The organism is Xanthomonas sp. AM6, assembly GCF_025665335.1.
GTDB lineage: Bacteria > Pseudomonadota > Gammaproteobacteria > Xanthomonadales > Xanthomonadaceae > Xanthomonas_A.
The window spans coordinates 327,365-351,706 of the sequence record NZ_CP106869.1; the positions used below are offsets into that span (position 1 = coordinate 327,365).

Consider the following 24,342-nt stretch of genomic DNA (forward strand, 5'->3'; position numbering starts at 1 on the left):
GCAGCGCTCAGCGGCTGTGCAGCAGCACCTGGTCGCCGCGGCGCTCGGCGCGGATCGGGAAGCCCTGTTCGAGCAGGCGCACGAACGCCTCGGTGTTGGACCAGCGGAAGTTGCCGCCCACGCGCAGCGCGCCGGCGCCGGCGTCGGCCACCTGCAGCTTGACCGTGTTGTAGCGGTTGAACTCGGCCACCGCGGCCTGCAGCGGGGTGTCGTCGAAGGTCAGGTAGCCGTTGCGCCAGTCCAGCGCGCGTTCGGCCTCGGCCAGCGCGACCCGGCGCACCAGCACCCCGTGCGAGCCGGCCAGGGCGATGCTGCCGGCCGGCAACAGGGTCGGCGGCGCCTGCGGATGGGCGGCCGATTCCAGCCGCACCGTGCCTTCGGTGACGACCACGCGCAACGCGTCGGCATCGCGGCGCACCGCGAAGCGCGTACCCACCGCGACCACCCGGCGCGCGCCGCTGGCGACCACGAACGGCCGCGCCGGATCCTTGCTGACCTCGAAGAACGCCTCGCCGCGCTGCAGGTCGATGCGCCGCTGCGCGCGCGACAGCGCCACGTCGATGCGGCTGTCGCTGCTCAGCGTCGCGTGCGAGCCGTCGGCCAGGGCCAGCGGACGCAGGCTGCCGGTGGCGCTGGCGTAGGCGACCGGCACGACCGTGGCGGATGGGCGCCAGCCCAGGCCGAGCACGGCGCCGAGCAGCAGCGTCGCCGCCAGCGCCAGCGGCCAGCGCCGCCGCGCGCGTGGCGGCGGGCGCGGCGCGAAGCGCAGCTGGCCAAGCTCGGGCCGTGCGCCGGGTGCGGCCGTTCCCGGCATGCCGTCGCCCGCTTCGATGTCGTGTGTCGCCAGCCCGCGCCAGCTGCCGCGCGGCGGAACGCCGCCGCCACGCTGGCCCGCGCCCAGCGCCTGCAGCCGGCCGCTTTCCTGCCATGCGGCCTGCAGCCGCACGAACGCCACGCGGTGCGCGGTGGCCGCCGCCAGCCAGGCGTCCAGCCGCGCCTGCTGCCGCGGCGACCAGTCGCCGCGGTCGCGCCGCGCCAGCCATGCCGCCGCGCGCAGCTCAATCCGCCTGCTGTCCATCCTGCGCCCGTGCCTGCCGCGGCGCCGCGGCCGCACGCGCGCCGTCGTCGCCATGAAAATGGTCGGCCAGCAGGCGCATGCCCTTGGCCACGTGCTTTTCCACGGTCTTCTCGCTGATGCCCAGGCGCATGGCCACCTCCTTCTGCGACAGTTCCTCGACCCGCCGCAGCCAGATCACGCTGCGGCAGCGGTCGGGCAGGCGGTCGAAGGCGGCCGCCAGCCGTCCCAGCACCTGCCGCCCGCCGCACCAGCGTTCCGGCGACAGCTCGTCTACCAAGACGTGCATCGACTCCAAATCACCCACTGCCTCGATCGACACCACCCGGCTGCGGCGCAGCCGGTCGGTCATCAGGTGCCGCGCGGTGGCGAACAGGAACGACTTGGGCAGGGTCGGCCGCGCCTTGCCGGCGGCCTCGTAGACGCGCACGTAGATTTCCTGGCGCAGGTCGTGCCACTCGTCGCGGTGCGGCCAGCAGCGTCGCAGGTAGCCGCTCAGCGCCTGCTCGTGGACGAGGATCTCGTGGACGAACCAATCGTCGAGGGAAGCGGGCATGCAGTCCACATTAGCCGATCGCCCGCCCGCGTGGCAGCGCCCGCACGCCGCCGCGAACGGGTACAACACGACGGGGGAAACCGCGCCGCCGTTCGTCCCCTCTCTGCAACGGGCCGCCAGGCCCGGTTTCCGCCCGCCCCTCGAGGAGATCCGCATGACCCGTTTCGTCGGCACGTTCCGGCCCTGGATGGTGGCGTTGCTGGGCCTGTGCCTGGCCGCGCCCGCCGCCGCGCGCGACTACCGCCAGTACCTGGTCGGCGACCCGACCCTGCCCACGCCCGGCCCGGTCGCGCCGGGCCTGCTGCTGATGGGCGGCGGCGACCGCAACTACGACGCGCTGCGCTGGTTCATGGCCAAGGCCGGGCACGGCCACGTGGTGGTGCTGCGCGCTTCCCAGGGCAACGAGGTGGCCGAGGAGTTCTACCGCGACGTCGGCGGCGTGGCGTCGGTGGAGACCTTCGTGTTCAAGGGCCGCGGCGCGTCCAGCGATCCGGCGCTGCTGCGCAGCCTGGCCCGCGCCGACGGCATCTTCATCGCCGGCGGCGACCAGTCGCGCTACGTGCGCTACTGGAAAGGCACGCCGGTGGCCGCGGCGCTGGACGCGCACGTGCGCGCCGGCAAGCCGCTCGGCGGCACCAGCGCCGGCCTGGCGATGCTCGGCGAATACCTCTACGGCGCGATGGACGGCGGCAGCCTGACCAGCGCCCCGGCGCTGGCCGATCCGCTGGGCCCGGCCACCACCATCGAGACCGATTTCCTGCACCTGGACCTGCTCAAGCGGGTCATCACCGACACCCACTTCAAGGAACGCGACCGGCTCGGCCGGCTGTTCGCGTTCCGCGCCAAGGCCGCGACGCTGGCGCCGGCCGGGCAGCCATTGATCGGCCTGGGCGTGGACGAGAGCGCCGCGCTGGCGGTGGAAGGCGACGGCAGCGCGCGGGTCTACGCCACCGATCCGCAGGCCGGCGCCACCGTGGTCGCCGGCCCGCTGCAGCCGGCCACGCCGCCGGGGCGGCCGCTGCAGGCCGCGCGCATCGAGACCGTCGGCGTGGGCCCCGGCTCCACCCTGCACCTGCCCGAGGGCCGGGTCGACGCGCCGGTGTTCCACCGCTACTACGCGGTGCAGGACGGGCGCATGCGCGAGATTCCCGCCACCACCCTGGTGATCCACGGCGGCGCCGGGGTCGAGCGCGCCAGCAGCAGCGCCGCCGACCTGGCCGAGGCGCGTGCGGCGATGGAACACGCGCTGCGTGCCGGGCAGGCGCTGCTGGCGCAGGGCAAGCCGGCGGTGGACGCGGTCGCCGCGGCGATCGCGGTGCTGGAGGACTCGCCGCAGTTCAACGCCGGCAAGGGCGCGGTGTTCACCCACGACGGCCGCAACGAACTGGACGCGGCGATCATGGACGGCGCCAGCGGCAAGGCCGGCGCGGTGGCCGGCGTGCACCGGGTGAAGAATCCGATCCGGCTGGCGCGCGCGGTGATGGAGCAGTCCGAGCACGTGATGCTGGTCGGCGACGGCGCCGAGACGTTCGCGCGCCAGCACGGCGTGACCCTGGTCGCGCCGTCGTACTTCCGCACCGACAAGCGCTGGAAGCAGCTGCAGCAGGCGCTGAAGGAAGAGGCCAACAAGCAGGCGCACGCCGACCTCGAAACCGCCAAGCACTTCGGCACCGTCGGCGCGCTGGCGCTGGACACGCAGGGCCGGCTGGCCGCGGGCACCTCCACCGGCGGCATGACCAACAAGCGCTACGGCCGCGTCGGCGACTCGCCGATCATCGGCGCCGGCACCTATGCCGACAGCCGCTGCGCGGTGTCCGGCACCGGCTGGGGCGAGTACTACATCCGCGCGGTGGCGGCCTACGACATCTGCGCGCGGGTCAGGTACGCCGGACAGAGCCTGGCGCAGGCGGCCGAGGCGGTGATCGACCGGCAGATCCCCAAGGCCGGCGGCGACGGCGGCGCGATCGCGCTCGGCGCCGACGGCAGCGTGGCCTTCCCGTTCAACACCGAAGGCATGTACCGCGGCTGGATCGGCGCCGACGGCGTGCCGCACGTGGCGATCTTCAAGGACGAGGCGCTGCCGCTGCCCGGGGCGCCGTAACGCCAGGGCAACATGTGTTTCGGGCAAGTCCCTGTCGCGGCTGAAGCCGCTCCTACAGTGCACCCAGCCGCCTTGTAGGAGCGGCTTCAGCCGCGACAGGCTCTATCCGCAAAGCGCCTGCCCAGGTCGCTGCGCCGAGGCGTTGGGCGCCGTGTCCACGCCGCGACCCCCACCCCCAGATCCAATGGCACATGCCCGCCCCGCGCAAACCGCGTAGCGTGCGCGGCTGCCTCGCCATCATGTCCCTGTCAGGAGTTCCACCCCATGTCGCGTACTGTCGTTCTGGCCGCCGCCATCAGCCTGGCGCTGGCGGCCTGTTCCGGTAAGGAGTCCACCCCCGTGCCCGCCGCCCCCGCCGCCTCGCAAAGCCCCGCCCCCGCCGCCGCCAATCCGCTGTTGAGCGCCAGCACGCTGCCGTTCCAGGCGCCGCCGTTCGACAAGATCAAGGACGCCGACTACCTGCCTGCCTTCGAAGAGGGCATGAAGCAGCACCTGGCCGAGATCCGCAAGATCGCCGACAACGCCGAGCCGGCCACCTTCGCCAACACCATCGAGGCGATGGAGCGCAGCGGCGAGACCCTGAACCGGGTCAACCGCATCTTCTTCGGCCTGGTCCAGGCCGACACCAACGACGAACGCCAGAAGATCCAGGAAACGGTGGCGCCGAAGCTGGCCGAACACCAGGACGCGATCAGCCTGGACCCGAAGCTGTTCGCGCGGATCAAGACCATCTACGACCAGCGCGACACCCTGAACCTGGAGCCGGAGCAGAAGCGCCTGGTCGAGCGCGACTACGAGGAGTTCGTGCGCGCCGGCGCGCAGCTGTCCGACGCCGACAAGGCCACGCTGCGCAAGCTCAACGTCGAGGAAACCACGCTGGCCACCCAGTTCCACACCAAGCTCGTGGCGGCCACCGCCGCCGGCGCGGTGGTGGTGGACGACAAGGCCAAGCTCGACGGCCTGTCCGAGGGCGACATCGCCTCGGCCGCGCAGGACGCCGCGGCGCGCAAGCTCGACGGCAAGTACCTGCTGGCGCTGCAGAACACCACCCAGCAGCCGGTGCTGGCCTCGCTGAAGAACCGCGAGCTGCGCACCCAGGTGATGGCCGCCTCGCAGTCGCGCGCCGAGAAGGGCGACGCCAACGACACCCGCCAAACCATCCAGCGCCTGGCCCAGCTGCGCGCGCAGAAGGCCAAGCTGCTCGGCTTCGACAGCTACGCCGCCTACAGCCTGGGCGACCAGATGGCCAAGACCCCGGCCGCGGCGCTGAAGCTGCTCACCGATACCGTGCCGGCGGCCACCGCCAAGGCGCGCAGCGAGATCGCCGAGATGCAGAAGGTGATCGACGCGCAGCAAGCCGGTTCAAAGACCGGCGGCTTCAAGCTCGCCGCGTCGGATTGGGACTTCTACGCCGAGCAGGTGCGCAAGGCCAAGTACGACCTGGACGAATCGCAGATCAAGCCGTACTTCGAGATGGACAACGTGCTCAAGAACGGCGTGTTCTACGCCGCCACCGAGCTGTACGGCATCACCTTCAAGGAACGCACCGACATTCCGACCTACCACCCGGACATGAAGGTGTACGAAGTGTTCGACCAGGACGGCACCTCGATGGCGCTGTTCTACACCGACTACTACAAGCGCGACAGCAAGTCCGGCGGCGCGTGGATGGACGTGTTCGTCGAGCAGGACGGCCTGACCGGCGCCAAGCCGGTGGTCTACAACGTGTGCAACTTCACCAAGCCCGCGCCGGGCCAGCCGGCGCTGCTGAGCTTCGACGACGTCACCACCATGTTCCACGAGTTCGGCCACGCGCTGCACGGCATGTTCTCCAAGGTGAAGTACCCGTCGATCGCCGGCACCAGCACCTCGCGCGACTTCGTCGAGTTCCCGTCGCAGTTCAACGAGCACTGGGCCACCGACCCGAAGGTGTTCGCCAACTACGCCAAGCACTACCAGACCGGCGCGCCGATGCCGCAGGAACTGGTCGACAAGATCCAGAAGGCCAAGACCTTCAACAGCGGCTACGCGACCACCGAATACCTGTCGGCGGCATTGCTCGACCTGGCCTGGCACACCCAGCCGGCCGACGCGCCGCTGCAGGACGTGGCCAAGTTCGAGGCCGACGCGCTGAAGAAGTACAAGGTGGACCTGGCCGAAGTGCCGCCGCGCTACCGCACCACCTATTTCGACCACATCTGGGGCGGCGGCTACTCGGCCGGCTACTACGCCTACTTCTGGTCGGAAGTGCTCGACGACGACGCGTTCGAATGGTTCAAGGAGAACGGCGGCCTGTCGCGCAAGAACGGCGACGTCTTCCGCGCCAAGATCCTCTCGCGCGGCAACACCGTCGACCTGGCCACCCTGTACCGCGATTTCCGCGGCAAGGACCCCAGCGTCGAACCGCTGCTGGAGAACCGTGGCCTGAAGGACTGAATGTCCTGACGCGCTGCACGCGGTAACGAGAACGGGATGGCCAGCGGCCATCCCGTTTTTCGTTGTGGCGGATGCGAAACGGCGGCCGCAACCCCTGTAGGAGGGGCTTCGGCCCCGCGAGCATCCGCAGCCGCAGGCACGCGCGTGTGGAGCGTCATGGTTTGCGAAGCCGGCCGCCAACCGGCTCCGTGCCCGCAACCGATGGTCCGAGGCTTCAGGGGCCTCTCTCATGGAGCGCATGCGCTTGCCGGCCGGGTGCACTGTGGGAGGGGCTTCAGCCCCGACAGCCGTGAACCCGTCAGCGCCCGACTCCCGGCGGCGGAAGCGCCACCCATGCCTTCCGTCACTGGCAGGCCACGCGGCCACGCGCGCACTGTCGCCAAGGCATCGCCACGATGCACGCCCGCCCCGATCCCACAGGTGTCCCATGGCCTCGACCGACCCGCAAGACTCCCGCCTGCACCGCGCCGCGCGCTGGACGCGCAAGGAACTGCTGCCGATCGCGGTGATGCTGCTGTTGCTGACCGCCGCGCGCTCCTCGTTCGCCAACCACTACGTGGTGCCCACCGGTTCGATGCAGCCGACCCTGCAACCCGGCGACCGCGTCGCGGTGGACATGAGCGCCTACGGCCTGCGCGTGCCGTTCACCCTGTGGCGCGTGCTCGAGCGCGGCCGGCCGCAGCGTGGCGAGGTGGCGGTGTTCGATTCGCCGCGCGACGGCACCCGCCTGATCAAGCGCGTGGTGGCGGTGGCCGGCGACCGGGTGGACATGCGCGACGGGCACCTGTCGATCAACGGCCAGCCGCTGCAGCTCGGCGGCGAGGGCGACAGGGAACGCTTCGGCGCGCGCATCGCGCAACTGGACCTGGACGCCGGCGGCGGCCCGGACCTGCACGACGTGCGCGTGCCGCCCGGCAAGCTGCTGGTGGTCGGCGACCATCGCGGCGACAGCCTGGACGGCCGCTACTTCGGTTTCGTCGACGCCGACAGCGTGTACGGCAAGGCGCTGGCGGTGTACTACCGCCGCGGCGAAGGCCTGGAGTGGTCGCCGCTGTAGCGGGATTGCGCGCGTGCCGGTCGCAAGACGCGGCCGGCCTGCGCAGTATCCGCGCGCGACGCCGGTGCAGGCTCCGCATGCCGCCGCTGGCGGTCGGAGCGTCTGCCCGCCTGCGCGTCAGCGCGCCGCCGCGGGAACCTCGGCCAGGCTGCGCCACCAGCGCCCGCCGGCGGCAGGCGCGTCCAGGTCCACCCGCTCGCCCATGCGCGGCGTGGCCAGCGGCACGCCGGCCGCCTCTGCCAGCGCGACGATGCGCTCGAACGGTTCGTGCCAGGTGTGCAGGGCCAGGTCGAAGGTGCCGTTGTGGATCGGCAGCAGCGTGCGCCCGCCCACGTCCAGGTGCGCCTGCAGGCTCTGCTCCGGCTGCATGTGCACGTGCGGCCACTGCGCGTCGTAGGCGCCGGTTTCCATCAGGGTCAGGTCGAACGGGCCCAGCCGCTGGCCGATCGCCTTGAAGCCGTCGAAGTAGCCGCTATCGCCGCTGAAGAACACCTTCAGCGCGTGATCCTGGATCGCCCACGAGCACCACAGCGAACGGCCGCTGTCGAACAGCCCGCGGCCGGAGAAGTGCTGCGACGGCGTCGCGGTCAGCGTCACCCCGTCCACGGTGGTCGACTGCCACCAGTCCAGCTGCCGCACCCTGGCCGGGTCCACGCCCCAGCGCAGCAGCAGGTCGCCCACGCCCAGCGGCGTGACGAACACGCCGACGCGGTCGGCCAGGCGGCGGATCGTGGCGCGGTCCAGGTGGTCGTAGTGGTTGTGCGACAGGATCACCCCGGCGATCGGCGGCAGATCGTCCAGCGCGATCGGCGGCGCATGGAAGCGCTTGGGGCCGGCGAACGCGAACGGCGAGGCGCGCTCGGAGAACACCGGATCGGTCAGCCAGAAACCGCCGCGCAGCTTCATCAGCACCGTGGAGTGGCCGAGCCGGAACAGGCTGTGGTCCGGCGCGGCCAGCAATTGCGCGCGGGTCAGCGGTAGCACCGGCAGCGGCCGCGGCGGCACCGTGTGCGCCGGCTTGTTGAACGCGAACTCCCACAGCAGCCGCAGGGTCGGGAAAAAGCCCAGCGCGCTGGTCGCGGTGGGCACCGTATTGCGGAAGCGCCCGTCGCGGTACTGCGGCGAGGCCGCATGCGACGGCGAAGGGGACATCTGGCAGGCGGAGGCGAGCACGGCGGATTCCATCAGGAGGGAAGGGACGGCATCGGATGGACGCCGGCGGAACTTACACTACACAGTGTAGTTTTCTTTCCAGAAAAGTAAACTGCCCGGTGTAAACTTCCCCCATGTCCAGTTCATCCGCCCCCGCGCCGGCCCCGGTGCGCCTGACCGAGCGCAAGCGCCAGGCGATCCTGGAGGCGGCGATCGCCGAGTTCCGCAGCCAGGGCTTCGACGCGACCAGCATGGACCGCATCGCCGCCAGCGCCGGCGTGTCCAAGCGCACCGTCTACAACCACTTCCCGAGCAAGGACGCCCTGTTCGCCGAGATCCTGCGCAGGCTGTGGCAGCGCAGCGCGGACATGCTCAGCGTCCCGTACCGGCCGGAGCGGCCGCTGCGCGAGCAGCTGGTGCAGATGCTGCAGCAGAAGCTGCGGCTGCTCGACGACCCGGCCTTCATCGACCTGTCGCGCGTGGCCATCGCCCAGGGCGTGCACTCGCCCGAGCGCGCCCGCGAACTGATCGCGCAACTGGGCAGCAAGGAAGAGGGCACCACGGTCTGGATCCGCGCGGCCCTGGACGACGGCCGCCTGCAGCCGCTGGACCCGCAGTTCGCCGCGCAGCAACTGGAGGGCCTGGTCAAGGGCTTCGCGTTCTGGCCGCAGATCGCCATGGGCCAGCCGGCGCTGAGCCCGGAGCAGCAGGCGCAGGTGGCGGAGTCGGCGGCGGAGATGTTCCTGAAGCACTACGCGCGCGGATGAGCGCGTAGCGCGTGGCGCGCCATCGCGGTGGCGCGCCGCCGGCTATCGAAGGTTTCCGCGCCGCGCGCCGCGGCTCAGCCCTCCGACCACACCGCCAACTCGTAGCCGTCCTGGTCGGCGAAATGGAAGCGGCGGCCGCCCGGGAAAGCGAAGACCGGGCGCACGATGCGGCCGCCGGCGGCCTCGATGCGCGCCTGGGTGTCGGCCAGGTCGTTGGAGTACAGCACCACCAGCGCGCCGCCGGGTTGCGCGGTGCCGTGGAAGAAACCGCCGGTCAGGCGGCCGTCGCGGAACTCGCAGTAATCGGGACCGTAGTCCTGGAAGGTCCAGTCGAAGGCCTGGCCGTAGAAGGCCTTGGCCGCGGCGATCGAGGCGACGGCGAATTCCAGGTAGTCGATGCGGTGCTGCTGGTCGGCGCGGGGCATGGCGGGCTCCGTGAAAAGGGAGTCCAGTATCCACCGCCACGCCGGCGCCCGGCTTGGCGAAAACGGCCAGCTCAGCGCGCGTGCCGCCGCACCAGTTCGCGCGGGCTGAGGCCCGTCAGCTGGCGGCTGTCGCGCACCAGGTGCGGGGCATCGCCGTAGCCGGCCTCCAGCGCCGCCGCGGTCAGCGTGGCGTGGCCCGATGCCAGGCGCAGGAAGCGTTGCAGGCGCAGGATCCGCTCCAGGGTCTTGGCGCCGTAGCCGAACGCGTCCTGGCAGCGGCGCCGCAGCGAGCGTTCGCTGATGCCCAGGCTGCGCGTCAGGTCGGCCATGCGCGGCGCGGCGTCGCCGGCCAGTTGGGCGAACACCCAGGCCATCGGCAGGTCCGCCGCGAGCGGGCGGCTGGCGCACAGCGCGTGCAGCAACGGCAGCGGATCGGCGCCGTCTTCCAGCCGCGCCTGCCAGTCGCGGCCGCGGCCGCCCCACAGCGCCTCCAGCGCGATGCGCTGGTCGACGATGGCGTGCAGCGGCTCGCCGAGCAGGCCGGCGCCGGCGCCGGCGGCCAGGCGCACGCCGCTCAGCACGCTGCCCGGCGCCAGCGTCGCGGTGCTGGCGCAGCGGTCCGGCCCGGCCACGAACAGCGCGCGGCCGTCCCAGATCAAGTCCACGCAGCCATCGGGCAGCACCTGCGCCGGCAGCGGATCGGCGTCGCCCTGGCGGAAGCGCCAGCTGCAGCGCAGGCGATCGCGCAGTGCCGGCGGCGCGGCGGTTTCGGTGTAGCGGGAGTCGGTGGGCAAGGCGGCGGTCATCGCGCGATCGCGCCGGTGCACCGGACGGCATGCGCCGCGGCCCGGCGCAGCCTGGCGGCGTGCGCCGATGCCCCGGGTTGCCGGTTCGCCGCAAGCACCGCGGGCCCGCCCGGCATCTGGCGCTCAGCGATTGGAGCGGCCGGCGCCCAGCGCGCCGGCGCCGGTGGCCTGCCGTTCGCGATGGAACCAGGCCACCATCGGCGAGGCCATCAGCGTGGTCACCAGGGTCATCCCGAACAGCAGGGTGAACAGGTCCGGGCCGATCAGGCCGCTGTCCAGGCCGATCTTGATCACCACCAGTTCCATCAGCCCGCGCGCGTTCATCAGCGAGCCCACGGTCAGGCTGTCGCGCCAGTCGTGGCCGCTCAGGCGCGCGCCCAGCGTGCAGCCGAGCAGCTTGCCGAGCACCGCCACGCCGACCACCAGCACGAAGCCGGCAAGCCCCGCGCCGGCGAGCGCGCTGGGGCTGGTGGCCTGGCCGGCGACCGCGAACAGCACCGGCATCAGCAAGGTGATCGCCAGCGGTTCGATGCGCCCGGCCAGGTGTTCCAGCAGGCGGTCCTCGCGCGGCAGGCAGATGCCGAACAGGAACGCGCCGAAGATCGCGTGCAGGCCGATCCATTCGGCCGCGGCCGCGCACGCCAGCAGGCCGATCAGCACCCACACCAGCGCGGCCGGGGCGTAGCCGCCGTCGCCGACGCGCGGCCGCAGCAGGCGCGCATACAGCGGGCGCAGCGCGCCGAAGACCACGGCGATCAGGGCCAGGGCGCCCACCGCGGTGAAGCCGACGCCGCCGTGCGCGTTGCCGCCGGTCAGGGTCAGCACCACCGCCAGGAAGATCCACACGGTCGCATCGTCGATCACCGCCGCGCCCAGCGCCAGGCGCCCGGCCGGGGTGCGGGTCATGGTGCGGTCCTTGAGGATCCGCGCCAGCACCGGAAACGCGGTGACCGACATCGCCGCGGCGATGAACAGCGCGAACGGCCAGAAACCGATGCCGTGCGGCGCGAAGCGCGGGAACAGCCACGGCGCCGCGGCCAGGCCGAGCAGCAAGGGCAGCACGATCCCGGACAGCCCCACCGTGATCGACGAACGCACCTGCGCCTTGGTGCCTTCCGGCGCGCGCAGCTCCACGCCGACGATGAACATGAAAAGCACCACGCCGATGTTGGCCAGGCCCGACAGCGGCGGCAGGCTGGCGCGCGCGAACAACGCGCCGTGCAGCTCCGGCAGCCATGCGCCGAACGCGATCGGGCCGAGCAACAGGCCGGCCGCCATTTCGCCGATCACCGGCGGTTGGCCGAAGCGTTGCAGCAGCTTCCCGCACAGGCGCGCCGCGCCGAGGATCACCGCCAATTGCACCAGCAACAGCGTGGTTGGATTCATCGCATCAGCCCTTCCATTGGATCGGATCGACGCGGCTGGGCAAGCCGGCCGCGGTGTGCATGCTCGTCGGCCCGCTCCCCGGCGCAGACCCGTCGAATCGCCCAGCGCCGATGGCGCAGCGTCGGCTAGTCTATGCCGACCCGGGCGCGCGAGTCAGCCGCGGCGGCGGCTGGCATCGAGGCCGCCGGCCAGCCGTCCCGCCCGCCGTGGCACGCACGGCCGGGTGCCTCTCCGGCCACGTCCGGCAACGCCGAATCCGCGCCGCGCTGCCACGCGCGCACGTGGCGACGGCGTGGCTCAGCGCTCCGACGGCCCGCTCTCGTCGTAGCCGCGCGGGGTGAACAGGTCCGGCTGGATCAGTTCGATGAAGGCGCGCGCCTGCGGCGACAGGAACTTGCCCTTGCGCACCACCACCCCGTAGCTGCGGGTGGGGAAATAATCGCCCAGCGAGCGCGTGGCCAGCCTGCCGCGGTCGGCCTCGGTGACGCAGATCGAGCTGACGATGGAGATGCCCATGCCCATCGCCACGTACTGCTTGATCACCTCCCAGCCGCCCACCTCCAGCGCCACCGTGTACGGCACCCGCGCCTGCTGGAACACCAGGTCGACCAGGCGGTAGGTCACCTGGCGCTTGGGCGGCAGGATCAGCGGGTACGGCGACAGGTCGTCCAGGGTCAGCTTGGGCTTGCCCGCCAGCGGGTGGTCGCGCGGGGCGATCAGCAGTTGCTCGAAGCGGTACACCGGCGCGTAGCTGAGGTCGGCCGGCACGTCGAGCATCGAGCCCACCGCCAGGTCCACCGCGTCCTCGCGCAGCAGGTCGGTGCCGTCGGCGCTGATCGCGTTGTGCAGGGTCAGGCGCACGTCCGGATGGCGGGCGCGGAAGTTCTCCACGATCTTCGGCAGCAGGTACAGGATGGTGGAGCTGTTGGCGGCGATGTTCAGTTCGCCGGCATCCAGCCCGCGCGCCTTCTCGCGGAAATCGGCCTCCAGCCGGTCCAGGCTTTGCACCAGCGGCTGCGCCATTTCGTACAGCAGCTGGCCCTCGCGGCTGGGGATCAGACGCCGCCCGCTGCGTTCGAACAGCACCACCCCCAGTTCCCGTTCCAGCGCCTGCAATTGCAGGGTCACCGCCGGCTGGCTGACGAACAGCGCCTCGGCCGCCCGCGAGACCGAGCCCAGCCGCACCGTCTGGCAGAACGCGCGCAGCGGCTTGAGCCGGTCGGATTTGTAGGGAAAACGGGGGGTTGCGGTGCCGCGCGTGGGCATGGCGTGACAACTATAAGGTGTACTTATTTAATGCATTGATAAAACTGTATTGTCAAATAGTTGCTTCGGAAGCACGGTGAGGGCCCGGAAACACCGAGGAACCCCACCATGTCCGCCGCCGCCTTCGCCGCTTCTTCCCCTCCCGCCGAGCGTTCCACCCCCGGCATCACCCTGACCGCCTCGCTGGCCGGCCAGGACGCCTTGCTGCCGCCGGCGGCGCTGGCCCTGCTGGTGTCGCTGCACCGGGCGATCGAGCCGGAGCGGCAGGCACGGCTGGCCGCGCGGCGCGAGCGCCAGGCCTGGTTCGACGCCGGCGGCCTGCCGGACTTCCGCACCGACACCCAGGCGATCCGCGACGGCGACTGGCGCGTGGCGCCGCTGCCGGCGGCGCTGCAGGACCGCCGGGTCGAGATCACCGGCCCGACCGATCCGAAGATGGTCATCAACGCGCTGAACTCCGGCGCCAAGGTGTACATGGCCGACTTCGAGGACTCGACCGCGCCGACCTGGCGCAACCTGGTCGCCGGCCAGCGCGCGCTGGCCGAGGCGGTGGCCGGCACGCTGAGCTTCAGCGCGCCGCCGGCGCGCGACGGCAGCCCGGGCAAGCGCTACGCGCTCAAGCCCTATGAGGAGCAGGCGGTGCTGATCGTGCGCCCGCGCGGCTGGCACCTGGACGAGAAGCACGTGCTGGTCGACGGCCAGCCGCTGGCCGGCGGCCTGTTCGACGCGGCGCTGTTCGCCTTCCACAACGGCCGCGCGCTGCAGGCCAAGGACCGCGGCCCGTACCTGTACCTGCCCAAGCTGCAGTCGATGGAAGAGGCGGCGCTGTGGGAGGCCGCGCTGTCGCACATCGAGGCGATGCTGGGCCTGCCGCAGGGCCAGATCAAGGTCACCGTGCTGATCGAGACGCTGCCGGCGGTGTTCGAGATGGACGAGATCCTGCATGCGCTGCGCGAGCGCATCGTCGGCCTGAACTGCGGCCGCTGGGACTACATCTTTTCCTACCTGAAGACCTTCCGCCGGCACCCGGACAAGGTGCTGCCCGAGCGCGGCCAGGTGACCATGACCCAGCCGTTCCTGAAGGCGTATTCGGAACTGCTGATCCGTACCTGCCACCGCCGCGGCGCGCATGCGATGGGCGGCATGGCGGCGCAGATCCCGATCGGCCACGACGAGGCGGCCAACGAGCAGGCGATGGCGCGGGTGCGCGCGGACAAGCTGCGCGAGGTCACCGCCGGCCACGACGGCACCTGGGTCGCGCACCCGGCGCTGATCCCGATCGCCCGCGCCATCTTCGACGAGCACATGCGCGCGCCGAACCAGCACGATGTGCGCCGCGAGGACGTGCAGGCCGACCGCGACACGCTGATCGCCCCGTCCGCGGGCACCATCACCCGCGCCGGCTTCGAGGGCAACATCGAGGTGTGCGTGCGCTACCTGGCGGCGTGGCTGGACGGCAACGGCTGCGTGCCGATCCACCACCTGATGGAGGATGCCGCCACCGCCGAGATCAGCCGTGCGCAGCTGTGGCAGTGGCTGCACGTCGGCGGCCTGCACCTGGACGACGGCACCGCGATCGACTTCGCGCTGTTCGACACGTGCATGCGCCAGCTGCCGGCGCGGCTGGGCGAGCGCGCGCTGCTGCCCGGCGGCAACCGCGTGGACGATGCCATCGCGCTGCTGGATGCGCTGACCCGCAGCGACGAACTGGCCGAGTTCCTGACGTTGCCGGCTTACCAGATGATCGATTGAAAGGCCGGGAGTGGGGATTCGGGCATGGGGAATCGTGGAAGCGATGTCCCTGGGTCTGATCCCTTCCGAGCCTTCCGCGTCTTTTCACCCGCACGACCGCTCCACCGTTCCATCGCCGTATCCATTCCGAGGAGAACGCAAGATGAGCACCACGTTGCAGACCGCCGAACAGATCCAGCACGACTGGGACACCAATCCGCGTTGGGCCGGGATCACCCGCAACTACACCGCCGCCGACGTGGTGCGCCTGCGCGGCACCGTGCACGTGGAGCATTCGCTGGCCCGGCTCGGCGCCGAGAAGCTGTGGAAGTACCTGCACGAGAAGGACTTCGTCAACGCGCTGGGCGCGCTGACCGGCAACCAGGCGATGCAGCAGGTCAAGGCCGGGCTCAACGCGATCTACCTGTCCGGCTGGCAGGTCGCCGCCGACGCCAACCTGGCCGGGCAGATGTACCCGGACCAGTCGCTGTACCCGGCCGATTCGGTGCCGGCGGTGGTCAAGCGCATCAACAACACGCTGCTGCGCGCCGACCAGCTGCACCACGCCGAGGGCAAGGACGAGATCGACTTCCTGCAGCCGATCGTGGCCGATGCCGAGGCCGGTTTCGGCGGCGTGCTCAACGCCTTCGAGCTGATGAAGGCGATGATCGAGGCCGGCGCCGCCGGCGTGCACTTCGAGGACCAGTTGGCCTCGGTGAAGAAGTGCGGGCACATGGGCGGCAAGGTGCTGGTGCCGACCCGCGAGGCGGTGGAGAAGTTGAACGCCGCGCGCCTGGCCGCCGACGTGCTGGGGGTGCCGACGCTGCTGGTCGCGCGCACCGACGCCGAGGCCGCCGACCTGGTGACCAGCGACATCGATGCCAACGACCGCCCGTTCACCACCGGCGAGCGCACCGTCGAAGGCTTCTTCAAGACCCGCAAGGGCCTGGACCAGGCGATCAGCCGCGGCCTGGCCTACGCCCCGTACGCCGACCTGATCTGGTGCGAGACCGGCAAGCCGGACCTGGCGTTCGCGCGCCAGTTCGCCGAGGCGATCCACGCCAAGTTCCCGGGCAAGCTGCTGGCCTACAACTGCTCGCCGAGCTTCAACTGGAAGAAGAACCTGGACGACGCCACGATCGCCACCTTCCAGAAGGAGATCGCGCGCTACGGCTACAAGTTCCAGTTCATCACCCTGGCCGGGTTCCACGCGCTGAACTACTCAATGTTCAACCTGGCGCACGGCTATGCGCGCCGCCAGATGAGCGCCTTCGTCGAGCTGCAGGAGGCCGAGTTCGCCGCCGCCGATCGCGGCTTCACCGCGGTCAAGCACCAGCGCGAGGTCGGCACCGGCTACTTCGACGCGGTGACCCAGGCGATCCAGCAGGGCCAGTCCTCCACCACCGCGCTCAAGGGCTCGACGGAGGAAGAGCAGTTCCACGGCGAGAAGGCCGCCTGACCTGCAGCCAGGCGCGCGTTGCTGGCCGAATCCCCAAGGGAGGGGAGCCCGGGTTCGCCCGGGCTTTTTTTTGCGCGCGCCGCAGCGCCGGCGGTGCGCGCCGCCGCGGTGTCTACGATTTGCGACAGGCGTTTGCGGCAGCGCCGACGCCGCGCGATTTCCGGCCTGTTGCCGGTCTCCGCCGTGTGCGAGATCGCCTGTGACCGCATCGTGACCACTGCATTCAGGTGCTATGCTGCGTGCACGATGGCGAGCGCCGCCAGGAGCCAGTGGGGGCCCGGATGAGCCGCGACAGCGCCGCATCCAACGTACGCGAGACAATTCCGATGGGTGGCGTGGTCGCGCCCAAGCCCAGCGAGCTGGCGGTGCTGACTGCGGCGGAATTGCGCCTGTTTTCCGAATTCGGCCGCTCGCGGGCGGTGCGTGCCGGCGACGTGCTGTTCCGGCGCGGCGACGGCGGCAGCGCCATGTTCGTGATCAGCAGCGGCGTGATCGATCTGGATTTCGGCGAGGACCTGGTGGTCAAGCATCTCGGACATGGCGAATTCTTCGGCGAACTCGGGTTGTTGATCGGCAGCCACATGCGCAGCGCCGATGCGATCGCCGCCAGCGACGGCGTGCTGGTCGAACTGGACCACGACGACTTCCAGCGCCTGGTGGAACGCGACCCGGGCCTGGTCGCCTACTTCCTGCGCCGCACCATCATGCGCGTGGTGATGAACGAGCAGACCCTGATCCGCCAGCTGCGCCGCCGCAACCACGACCTGGAGGCGGCGCTGGACAACCTCTACGCCACCACCCACCAGCTCAGCCAGACCGAAGAACTGGTACGCACCGACGAACTGACCGGCCTGCACAATCGCCGCGGCCTGCTCCTGCGCCTGCAGGAATGCCTGCGCGACGGCCGCTCGCCGGGACCGGGTCTGCTGCTGATCGACTGCGACCGCTTCAAGCACATCAACGACGAACACGGGCACCTGGTCGGCGACCGCGTGCTGCAGAACGTCGCCAACATCCTGCGTTCGGTCGCCGGCGAGGACGACATCGCCTGCCGCCTGGGCGGCGACGAATTCTGCCTGCTGGTGGCGAACGGCAACGAGGAAGACCTGCGCCGCATCGGCGAGTTCGTGATCGCCACGGTGCAGAACCTGCTCGGCGTGCCGCATCCCTCGCCGCATATCTGCCCGGTCAGCATCGGCATCGGCCGGGTCGATCCGCAGTCCGACTGGAACGACTGGTACGCCAACGCCGACGCCGCGCTGTACGAAGCCAAGCGCCGCGGCGGCAACTGCCTGTACTGGCACGACCTCGCCTCCGCCGCCTACTGACCCGCCGCGCCCGCCCAGCCGAGTTGCCCATGAACGACGCGCACCAGCCCCAGCCCGAGGTCCCGCAGCTGCGCACCCTGTTGCTGACCGACCTGTGCGACTCGATGGCGCTGGTGGAACGGCTGGGCGATGCCAACGCCGCCGAACTGTTCAAGCAGCACGATCATCTGGTGCTGGAGCTGCAGCAGCGCTGGCGCGGGCGCCTGATCGACCGCTCCGACGGCCTGCTGCTGCTGTTCGAGCGCCCGATCGACGGGCTCGGCTTCGCCCTGGACTACAGCCGCGGCCTGCGCGAACTGGGCGCGCAGCGCAAGCTGGAGCTGAAGGTGCGCGCCGGCCTGCACGTCGGCGAGGTGCTGACCTGGCGCAACAGCGATGCCGCCGTGCAGGTCGGCGCCAAGCCGCTGGAAGTGGAGGGCCTGGCCAAGCCGACCGCGGCGCGGCTGATGACCCTGGCGCGGCCCGGGCAGATCCTGTTGTCGGCAGTGGCCGAGTCGCTGACCCACCGCGCCGCGCGCGAACTGGGCGAGCGCGGCGAGCGCCTGCTGTGGAAAGCGCACGGCCGCTGGCGCTTCAAGGGCGTGCCGACGCCGCAGGAGATCTACGAAGTCGGCGAGATCGGCAACACCCCGCTGCGCGCGCCGAAGCCGACGCCGAAGGCGTGGCGGGACATCCCGCTGTGGCGCCGCCCCGCGGCGCTGGTGGCGGAAGCGGCATTGACCCTGATGGTGGTCGCCGCGCTGCTGTTCTTCGGCCGCCCGGAGCCTGCGATCGCCTTCGCCGAGCGCGACTGGATCGTGGTCGGCGACCTGCGCAACCTCACCGGCAACGCGACGCTCGACGCCTCGCTCGACCAGGCGTTCCGGATCAGCCTGGAGCAATCGCGCTACGTCAACCTGCTCAGCGACCTCAAGGTGCGCGACACCCTGAGCCGGATGAACCGCAGCCCCGACAGCAAGATCGACCGCGCGGTCGCCTCGGAGATCGCGCTGCGCGATGGCGCGCGCGCGGTGATCCTGCCGACCGTCGCCGAAGTGGGCGGGCGCATCCGCGTCACCGTGGAAGTGGTCGACCCGGCGACGCAGGCGACCGTGTATACCGAGACGCAGACCGGGCGCGGGCTCGAATCGGTGCTGGCGTCCGTGGACACGGTCAGCGGCCAGTTGCGGCGCCAACTCGGCGAAGCCATCCAGGCGGTCGAACAGGCATCCAAGCCGCTGCCGCAGGTGACGACGTCCAATCTGGACGCGTTGCGGTCCTATGCGTTGGGAGTGGAGGCGACCGCCACGGGAAGCTGGAAGCAGGCCGAGCAGAATTTCCGCGTGGCGGTCCAGCTGGATCCGCAGTTCGCCCTGGCCTATGTCGGTATCGCCCGCGTACTTGCGGCGACCTCCGACCGCGCCGCGGCGGTGCCGTATCTGCAGAAGGCCCAGGAGTACGCAGCGCGGTTGCCGACGCGCGACCGGCTGTACCTTGCGGCATGGGCCGACGAACTCAGGGACAGTCCAGCCGCGCTGGGCGGGTGGCAGCAGCTGGTGCATCTGTACCCCGACAGCTTCGCCGGACACGGCAACGCGTTCTGGCACCTGTTCCAGGCCAACCGGTTCGCCGAGGCCCTGCCGCATGCCACTGCCGCCGACACCTCGCAGGATCCGTATCGGTCCATCGCCACCGACGACATCGGCCGCGTCTACCTGGTGCAGGGAAAGCTGGAACAGGCCAAGGCCCAGTTCACCCAGATCGCGCTCCGGGACAAGAGCGGTCCCGGCCGGCGCCTGGCCAATGTCCTGGCGCTGCAGGGCAATTACGCCGAAGCCGAAGCGCGGCTGCGCGCGATTCCCAAGAGCGATTACGCGAACGACGACATGGTGCCGCGCCTGGACCTGATCGCGCTGAAGGTGGACCAGGGCAAGTGGGACGAGGCCGCCACCGAGCTCGACGACGCGCTGGAGGCCAGCCGCTCGGCCAACGAGTTCACCCGGGCCCAGTTCGGCTTCGTGCAACTGTCGATCCAGGCGTTGACGCAACCGTCCGGCAAGGTGCTGCCGCGGTTGCAGCAGTGGCAGAACGCCCAACTGCGAAGGCAGGAGCAGGCGCTTCCCGGCGAGCCGTATGCCAGCGATCGCGCCGCGCTGATTCTCGCTGCCGCCTATCTGGCGCAGCGGCTCGGCGACGATGGATTGTCGACGCGTGCGCTGAAGGTCGCTGGCCCGTGGGTGGAGGCCTCGGCCGATCCGACCCTGGGCAAGCTGCTGCGCATCGTGCAGGCCGGCCAGTACCGCTTGCGCGGCGAGTACGCGCAGGCGCTGGCCCTGCTGGAACCGCGCGAGGACGATCTGCTGCAGGCGCGTGTGGCGCTGTACCTCACCCTGCAGGCGGCCGGCGAGCATCGCCAGGCGCTGGCGCAGGCGGACTGGATCGGCGGACACCGAGGCCTTGCCTATGGCGAGGCCTCGGTGTCGCAGTCATTGCAGGCCTTGAATGTCGCCGATACGCGCATGGCCGACCGCTGGGCCGCGCAAGCCCTGTCGGATCTGGACCGGGCCCCGGATGCGCGGCGGCGGCTCGACGCGCTGTTCGCCGCCTGGCCCAGCGCCGCGATGCCGGCTTACTTGAGGGAAACGGTCGAGGCGACCTTGCCGGCTTCGAAGCAAAAAATGACGTGATGGTTGCCGTCCACCGTCAGGTGGCTGACCAGCTCCCTGCGCGCCTTGGCGATCTCTTCCTTCGATGCCAGTTCCTGCGAGGTCATGCAGTAGAACGGCGCGCCCTGCTTGGGCGGCGTCGGGTCGGCGGCCAGCGCCTCGTCCGCCGGCTTGTAGCCGAGACTGGCCAGGGCGGCGACCGGATTGTCCTGGAAGCTGGCGCGGAAGGCGTCGTCGGTGCTCAACAGCTCCAGCAGGCGGTCGGCGATGTCGGCAGGCAACGGGTCGTGGGGGGCGCTAGTCATGGCAATGTCATCTCGCAGGAAGGATGGTGTTCGGCGCAACGCACAGGGGCGCAGCCACTATATCTATCGGCATAATCACCTGCCAGGTTGAGCAGGTCTTTCCACATGCGCGTGCGCCGCTGTCTGCATTTGTTTCTCGAGCCGCGCGAGGTCAGCCGCTTCGATCTGGCGTCGCTGTTGGCCGGGGGCAACGGCCTTGCGCGCGAACGCCAATGGGTGGCGCTGGCGCCGCATCTGGAGCAGGAGGTCGACGTCGATGCGCTGGAGCGCGAACTGCTGGGCACGCTCAGCGCGGGCGATTGGACCGACGCGCAGGCCTTGCCGCCGCATTGCGCCGCCGCCGCCGCGCGCCTGCTCGAGGTCGGGCTGCTGCTGCGCGACGACGATGCGGTGCGCGGCGGTTTCGCCGAACGCGATGCGTCCATGCGCCAGGCCTACTGGTGGGGGCCGGCCGCGCTGGCGCACCGGTTCGGGCGCTGGCACGGCAGCGACAGCGTCGCGGCGATGGAGGCCAACGGGCTGACCACGGCCGCCGGCCTGTGCGAGAAGCTCGGCCCGCCGCCTGCGGAAGTGGGCGCGCGCGGCGCGCCTGCCGCGCGCCTGCCGCTGCCGCGCGAGCGCGAGGACGATTTCGATGGCTTGCTCGCGCGGCGCGCCACCTGCCGCAATTTCGATACCGCGCGGCCGTTGCCGCTGGCCGCGTTCGCGCAGCTGATGCAGCGTGTGTTCGCGGCGCGCGCCAGGGTCGAGGCCGACGGCGTCGCCGCGTTCCTGAAGAAGAACGCGCCTTCCGGCGGCGGCTTGCACGCCACCGAGGCCTACCTCATCGTGCAGCGCGTCGAGGGCCTTGCGCCGGGCCTGTATCACTACCATCCGGTCGATCACGCCCTGGAACCGTTGCCGGCCCCCGACACCGGGCTGGATACGTTGGCCCGGACCGCAGTGGCCGGCCAGCACTGGTTCGCCGACGCGCCGGTGCTGGTGGTGATGGCGCCGCGGTACGCGCGCAGCTACTGGAAGTACCGCCACCACCCCAAGGCCTACCGGGCCTTGCTGCTGGACATCGGGCACCTGTCGCAACTGCTCTATCTGTGCGCGACGCAGGCGCAGTGGGGCGCATTCGTGACCTCGGCGATCAACGAGGTGGACATCGAGCAGGCGTTCGGCATGGACCCGCTGCACGAAGGGCCGCTGGCGGTGTGCGGCTTCGGTTGGCGGGCGCAGGCATTGACCACCGCCGAGTTCGATCCAGCCGGCGCGGTGTGGCAGGCGAGCGCCTCCTGAGCGCACCGCCGGGGCGAGCGCCCGGCGGTGCGCCGGTGGCGGCGAGGTCGGCCGTTGCAGCGGCGCTGCGTGTCGGCCCGTCGCCGGCCGCTCAGCGCGCGCCGTCGCCGGGCGATGCGGCTGCGGCGACGGTCGCTTGGCCGGGCGTGGCCGGCTTGGCCGGCGTCTGTTCCTGTTCCAGCAGCTGCAGGCGCTTGCCGCCAGGTAGCCGGTAGTCCAGCTGCTGCTGCAGCGCGTCCAACGCCGCGACCTGCGTGCACAGCGCATCGGCCCTGGCTTCCAGCGCCTTGCCGCGGGCCTCCATGCGCCGCTCCAGGTCCTTCTCCATCGCGTCGGTGCGCTTGTCCATGGCATCGGCGGCGCCGGTGAACACCGCGAACAGCACGCCGCGGGTCAGGGCGCCGGCCATCTCCTCGGCGGCGGCGCCGACCTCCGCTTCGAATGTCTTGTCGAACGCGTCCTGCTCCCAGCGGCCCTTGCCGAGGGTGCGGTCGAGGTGGGCGAGCGCCGCGTCGCGGTGCCGGTCGATCTTGCGCGCCTTGCTGCGACTGCCGGTGATCGCTTCGACCACGCCACCGAAGGCGTCGAAGGTGATCCCGACCGTCTCGCGGGCGATTCCGGCCACCTCCGGCATCAATGCCTGTGCGCCCAGTTCCATTTGCCGCAGGCGCTGTGCGTCGGCACTGCCCAGCGGCTGCGCCACGCCGTCCACCTGCAACTGCCCGTCGTGCAGGAACACGGTCCTCGGGGTGCCGGCGCTGCGCATCAGGGCGACCCCGGTCCGATCGACGACGACGTCGTAGGGCGTGGAAAAGCCGCACTGCCGCGAGGAGAGCTGCGGACCGGCGACGGCGCCGGTGGCGGCGCCGAACAGGCAGAGCGTGCACGCGGACAGCAGCAGGCGCATGGCGGCGATTCCTTGGGTGTGGCATCAGCATCGCCGGTGGACAGGGCCGTGTCGTCTGCGGGAAGTCAGGGTGCGGGAAGTCATGCCCGCGCCCGCCGTCGCGCCCCTAGGTCGTGCCGGGTCAGCCCGGGGCCTCGGGCATGCGCCAGCGTTCCAGCAGCGGGCCGTCCGCGCCGGCAACCGGATCGCGATGCGGGAACGGCAGCCGGGCGATGCGGCGCAACGCCTCGGCGTCCGGCGCCTGCCGGCAGATGTCCCAGTCCTGGCCGGCGGGGTAGGCGCCGACGACCAGGAAATCGCTGCTGGAGGCGATGCAGCAATGGCCGGTGCCGGCCGGCAACAGCAAGGCGTCGTCGGCCGCGAGCGTGGTCTCGGGTCCGCCTGGACCGCCGATGACCAGCCGCGCGGTGCCGCGGGCCACGCCCAGGACCTCGTGCGCGGTGGAGTGGTAGTGGTGGTAGTCGTAGATGCCGTCGCGCCATTGCGGCGGCCAGCCGTGCTCGGCGAAGCGGCGCTCGAAGGCGTCGGCGCCGCCGTCGCGATCCACGTCGCGATACAGCAGCACCGGCAGGAACGGATGATTGGGTACCCAGTCGTGTGGCGGCAGAAGCCAGTGTTCCAGGCGCATCGGCGGATCCTCGCGGGACGGGCAGCGTCGGCTGCGGCGGGAAAATGCTAGCCGGGTGGCGTCGTCGTCGCGTCATCGCACGGTGCAATGGACCGCGCCGGGCCGCGGGTGGGGCGCGCGGAATGGAATACCCGGACATCCGCACCGTGTGGCGCACGGCTCACAATCCCATCACTATTTGCGCGCAGAATGCTGCAATCAGATGGCACGACGTGGAGCGCCGGCGAATGAACGATTTACGCATCGACCATGTCGACGGTGCCTTGTCCGCGCTGGACCAGGCCGATCCGCAGCTCAAGGCCGCGCTGTGGCAATGGGCGTATCTGGAGATGCTGCACGAGACCCTGAGCGCGATGCACCAGTTGTCGCACCGGGTCGGCGTGGCCGAACTCGTCGCTGATGCCTGGCTGGCGCCGGTGGACGTGATCGCATTGGAGCAACCCTTCCTCGACCGGGCCACGCTGGCGGATGCACGCGTGCAGGCGTTCGCCTTGGCGCTGGGCGAGGCGTCCTCGCGCCAGTCGCGTGCCGCGCTGTGGCGCAGCGGCTACGCCAGCGCGGTGCAGGCCACGCTGCAGGGCATGCAGGCGCTGGCGGGGAAGCACCGGATCGATGCGCAGGTCGCTGCGCAGGTGGCGCCGGCCTGATCGCTCGGTTCATGCCGCAGCGACGCCGTGTCGTGCGTTGCAACGGCATGCGAAAGGCCGGCAGTGCCGTTGCGTCCCCGAGGTATCGCTAACGCACTGGACACGTCGCGTTCACCATGCCGCAACGCCGTCGCCGACAGCCTTGTGCGCATGGCCGACCCCCACCGCCATTCGCAGCCGCCCGCCGCGCAGCAGGTACCGCCTGCGCCAAGCGCTACCCCTGCCGATGCCCCGGGCGTCTCCGAGGCGGGCGCCTGGTGGCGACAATTGCGCGGCACCACACCGATGCGCGTCGCCGGGGCCGTGCTGCTGGTGGCGCTGTTGATCGCCGCCCTGCTGGTCTGGCGTACGCATGCTTGATCCCGCCTCTTCCTGCTCCCG

Annotated in this window: 21 protein-coding genes and 1 pseudogene; 12 read left to right on the forward strand and 10 right to left on the reverse strand. The window is 71.0% G+C overall.

All coding sequences use genetic code 11. The features are described from left to right. Positions 1–7: 7 nt before the first annotated feature. Positions 8–1,078, reverse strand: coding sequence for a FecR family protein (locus tag OCJ37_RS01395; RefSeq protein ID WP_263111899.1), 1,071 nt, complete (start codon positions 1,076–1,078; stop codon positions 8–10). Further along, positions 1,059–1,631 (reverse strand): RNA polymerase sigma factor, encoded by a 573-nt coding sequence (locus tag OCJ37_RS01400; RefSeq protein ID WP_263111901.1) that lies wholly within the window; start codon positions 1,629–1,631, stop codon positions 1,059–1,061. The genes OCJ37_RS01395 and OCJ37_RS01400 overlap by 20 nt, the downstream gene beginning before the upstream one ends. A 349-nt stretch (positions 1,632–1,980) precedes the next feature. Between OCJ37_RS01400 and OCJ37_RS01405 the strand changes: the two are divergent. From OCJ37_RS01405 to lepB, 4 genes and pseudogenes are all read left to right on the forward strand, one after another. Continuing rightward, positions 1,981–2,502, forward strand: a pseudogene (locus OCJ37_RS01405) (cyanophycinase); the annotation flags it as partial. Positions 2,503–2,766: 264 nt separating this feature from the next. Continuing rightward, entirely contained in the window at positions 2,767–3,732 is a 966-nt protein-coding gene (locus OCJ37_RS01410; RefSeq protein ID WP_263113544.1) for an isoaspartyl peptidase/L-asparaginase family protein, read from the forward strand. Positions 3,733–3,996: 264 nt separating this feature from the next. After that, positions 3,997–6,168, forward strand: coding sequence for a peptidyl-dipeptidase Dcp (gene dcp, locus OCJ37_RS01415; protein WP_263111902.1), 2,172 nt, complete (start codon positions 3,997–3,999; stop codon positions 6,166–6,168). A gap of 427 nt (positions 6,169–6,595) precedes the next feature. Beyond that, the gene (gene lepB / locus OCJ37_RS01420) at positions 6,596–7,225 is read left to right on the forward strand and encodes a signal peptidase I (RefSeq protein WP_263111903.1); all 630 of its coding nucleotides are present in this window, start codon (positions 6,596–6,598) and stop codon (positions 7,223–7,225) included. A gap of 117 nt (positions 7,226–7,342) precedes the next feature. On the opposite strand, the gene OCJ37_RS01425 is transcribed toward lepB, so the two are convergent. Further along, on the reverse strand, positions 7,343–8,377 hold the full coding sequence (locus OCJ37_RS01425) for an MBL fold metallo-hydrolase (protein ID WP_263113545.1): 1,035 nt from the start codon (positions 8,375–8,377) through the stop codon (positions 7,343–7,345). Between the two features lie 134 nt (positions 8,378–8,511). On the opposite strand from OCJ37_RS01425, the gene OCJ37_RS01430 reads away from it, so the two are divergent. After that, a complete protein-coding gene (locus tag OCJ37_RS01430) occupies positions 8,512–9,144 on the forward strand; it encodes a TetR/AcrR family transcriptional regulator (RefSeq protein WP_263111904.1) in 633 nt (210 codons plus the stop codon). 74 nt (positions 9,145–9,218) lie between these two features. Here OCJ37_RS01430 and OCJ37_RS01435 read toward each other — a convergent pair whose 3' ends face one another. From OCJ37_RS01435 to OCJ37_RS01450, 4 genes are all read right to left on the reverse strand, one after another. Then, positions 9,219–9,569, reverse strand: a complete 351-nt coding sequence (locus tag OCJ37_RS01435; RefSeq protein WP_263111905.1) for a VOC family protein — start codon at positions 9,567–9,569, stop codon at positions 9,219–9,221. 71 nt (positions 9,570–9,640) lie between these two features. Then, a complete protein-coding gene (locus tag OCJ37_RS01440) occupies positions 9,641–10,375 on the reverse strand; it encodes a helix-turn-helix domain-containing protein (protein WP_263111906.1) in 735 nt (244 codons plus the stop codon). A 123-nt stretch (positions 10,376–10,498) separates the two neighbouring features. Further along, positions 10,499–11,761 carry a cation:proton antiporter gene (locus tag OCJ37_RS01445; RefSeq protein ID WP_263111907.1) on the reverse strand — a complete coding sequence of 421 codons (1,263 nt, stop codon included), beginning with the start codon at positions 11,759–11,761 and terminating at the stop codon, positions 10,499–10,501. Positions 11,762–12,058: 297 nt separating this feature from the next. Continuing rightward, positions 12,059–13,027 carry a LysR family transcriptional regulator gene (locus OCJ37_RS01450; RefSeq protein WP_263111908.1) on the reverse strand — a complete coding sequence of 323 codons (969 nt, stop codon included), beginning with the start codon at positions 13,025–13,027 and terminating at the stop codon, positions 12,059–12,061. A 108-nt stretch (positions 13,028–13,135) separates the two neighbouring features. Here OCJ37_RS01450 and aceB point away from each other — a divergent pair, with 108 nt between their 5' ends. The 4 genes from aceB to OCJ37_RS01470 all read left to right on the forward strand — a co-directional run bounded on the left by aceB (position 13,136) and on the right by OCJ37_RS01470 (position 20,211). Continuing rightward, on the forward strand, positions 13,136–14,779 hold the full coding sequence (aceB, locus tag OCJ37_RS01455) for a malate synthase A (RefSeq protein WP_263111909.1): 1,644 nt from the start codon (positions 13,136–13,138) through the stop codon (positions 14,777–14,779). A 142-nt stretch (positions 14,780–14,921) separates the two neighbouring features. Beyond that, positions 14,922–16,217 carry an isocitrate lyase gene (gene aceA, locus OCJ37_RS01460; protein WP_263111910.1) on the forward strand — a complete coding sequence of 432 codons (1,296 nt, stop codon included), beginning with the start codon at positions 14,922–14,924 and terminating at the stop codon, positions 16,215–16,217. Between the two features lie 281 nt (positions 16,218–16,498). After that, positions 16,499–17,545 (forward strand): GGDEF domain-containing protein, encoded by a 1,047-nt coding sequence (locus tag OCJ37_RS01465; protein ID WP_263111911.1) that lies wholly within the window; start codon positions 16,499–16,501, stop codon positions 17,543–17,545. A 29-nt stretch (positions 17,546–17,574) separates the two neighbouring features. Further along, entirely contained in the window at positions 17,575–20,211 is a 2,637-nt protein-coding gene (locus OCJ37_RS01470; RefSeq protein ID WP_263111912.1) for a putative peptide modification system cyclase, read from the forward strand. Here OCJ37_RS01470 and OCJ37_RS01475 read toward each other — a convergent pair. After that, the gene (locus tag OCJ37_RS01475) at positions 20,154–20,495 is read right to left on the reverse strand and encodes an NHLP-related RiPP peptide (protein ID WP_263111913.1); all 342 of its coding nucleotides are present in this window, start codon (positions 20,493–20,495) and stop codon (positions 20,154–20,156) included. The two genes, OCJ37_RS01470 and OCJ37_RS01475, sit on opposite strands and share 58 nt — an antisense overlap. A gap of 105 nt (positions 20,496–20,600) precedes the next feature. Between OCJ37_RS01475 and OCJ37_RS01480 the strand changes: the two genes are divergently transcribed. Then, positions 20,601–21,779, forward strand: a complete 1,179-nt coding sequence (locus OCJ37_RS01480) for a putative peptide maturation dehydrogenase (protein ID WP_263111914.1) — start codon at positions 20,601–20,603, stop codon at positions 21,777–21,779. 91 nt (positions 21,780–21,870) lie between these two features. Here the strand turns inward: OCJ37_RS01480 and OCJ37_RS01485 are convergent, their stop codons facing one another. Beyond that, entirely contained in the window at positions 21,871–22,686 is an 816-nt protein-coding gene (locus OCJ37_RS01485) for a DUF2884 family protein (RefSeq protein ID WP_263111915.1), read from the reverse strand. 121 nt (positions 22,687–22,807) lie between these two features. Then, a complete protein-coding gene (locus OCJ37_RS01490) occupies positions 22,808–23,314 on the reverse strand; it encodes a cupin domain-containing protein (RefSeq protein WP_263111916.1) in 507 nt (168 codons plus the stop codon). 227 nt (positions 23,315–23,541) lie between these two features. On the opposite strand from OCJ37_RS01490, the gene OCJ37_RS01495 reads away from it, so the two are divergent. Further along, complete coding sequence (locus tag OCJ37_RS01495; RefSeq protein WP_263111918.1) at positions 23,542–23,961, forward strand: hypothetical protein; 420 nt, start codon at positions 23,542–23,544, stop codon at positions 23,959–23,961. 150 nt (positions 23,962–24,111) lie between these two features. After that, the gene (locus OCJ37_RS01500) at positions 24,112–24,321 is read left to right on the forward strand and encodes a hypothetical protein (RefSeq protein ID WP_263111919.1); all 210 of its coding nucleotides are present in this window, start codon (positions 24,112–24,114) and stop codon (positions 24,319–24,321) included. The last annotated feature ends 21 nt before the right edge of the window (positions 24,322–24,342 follow it).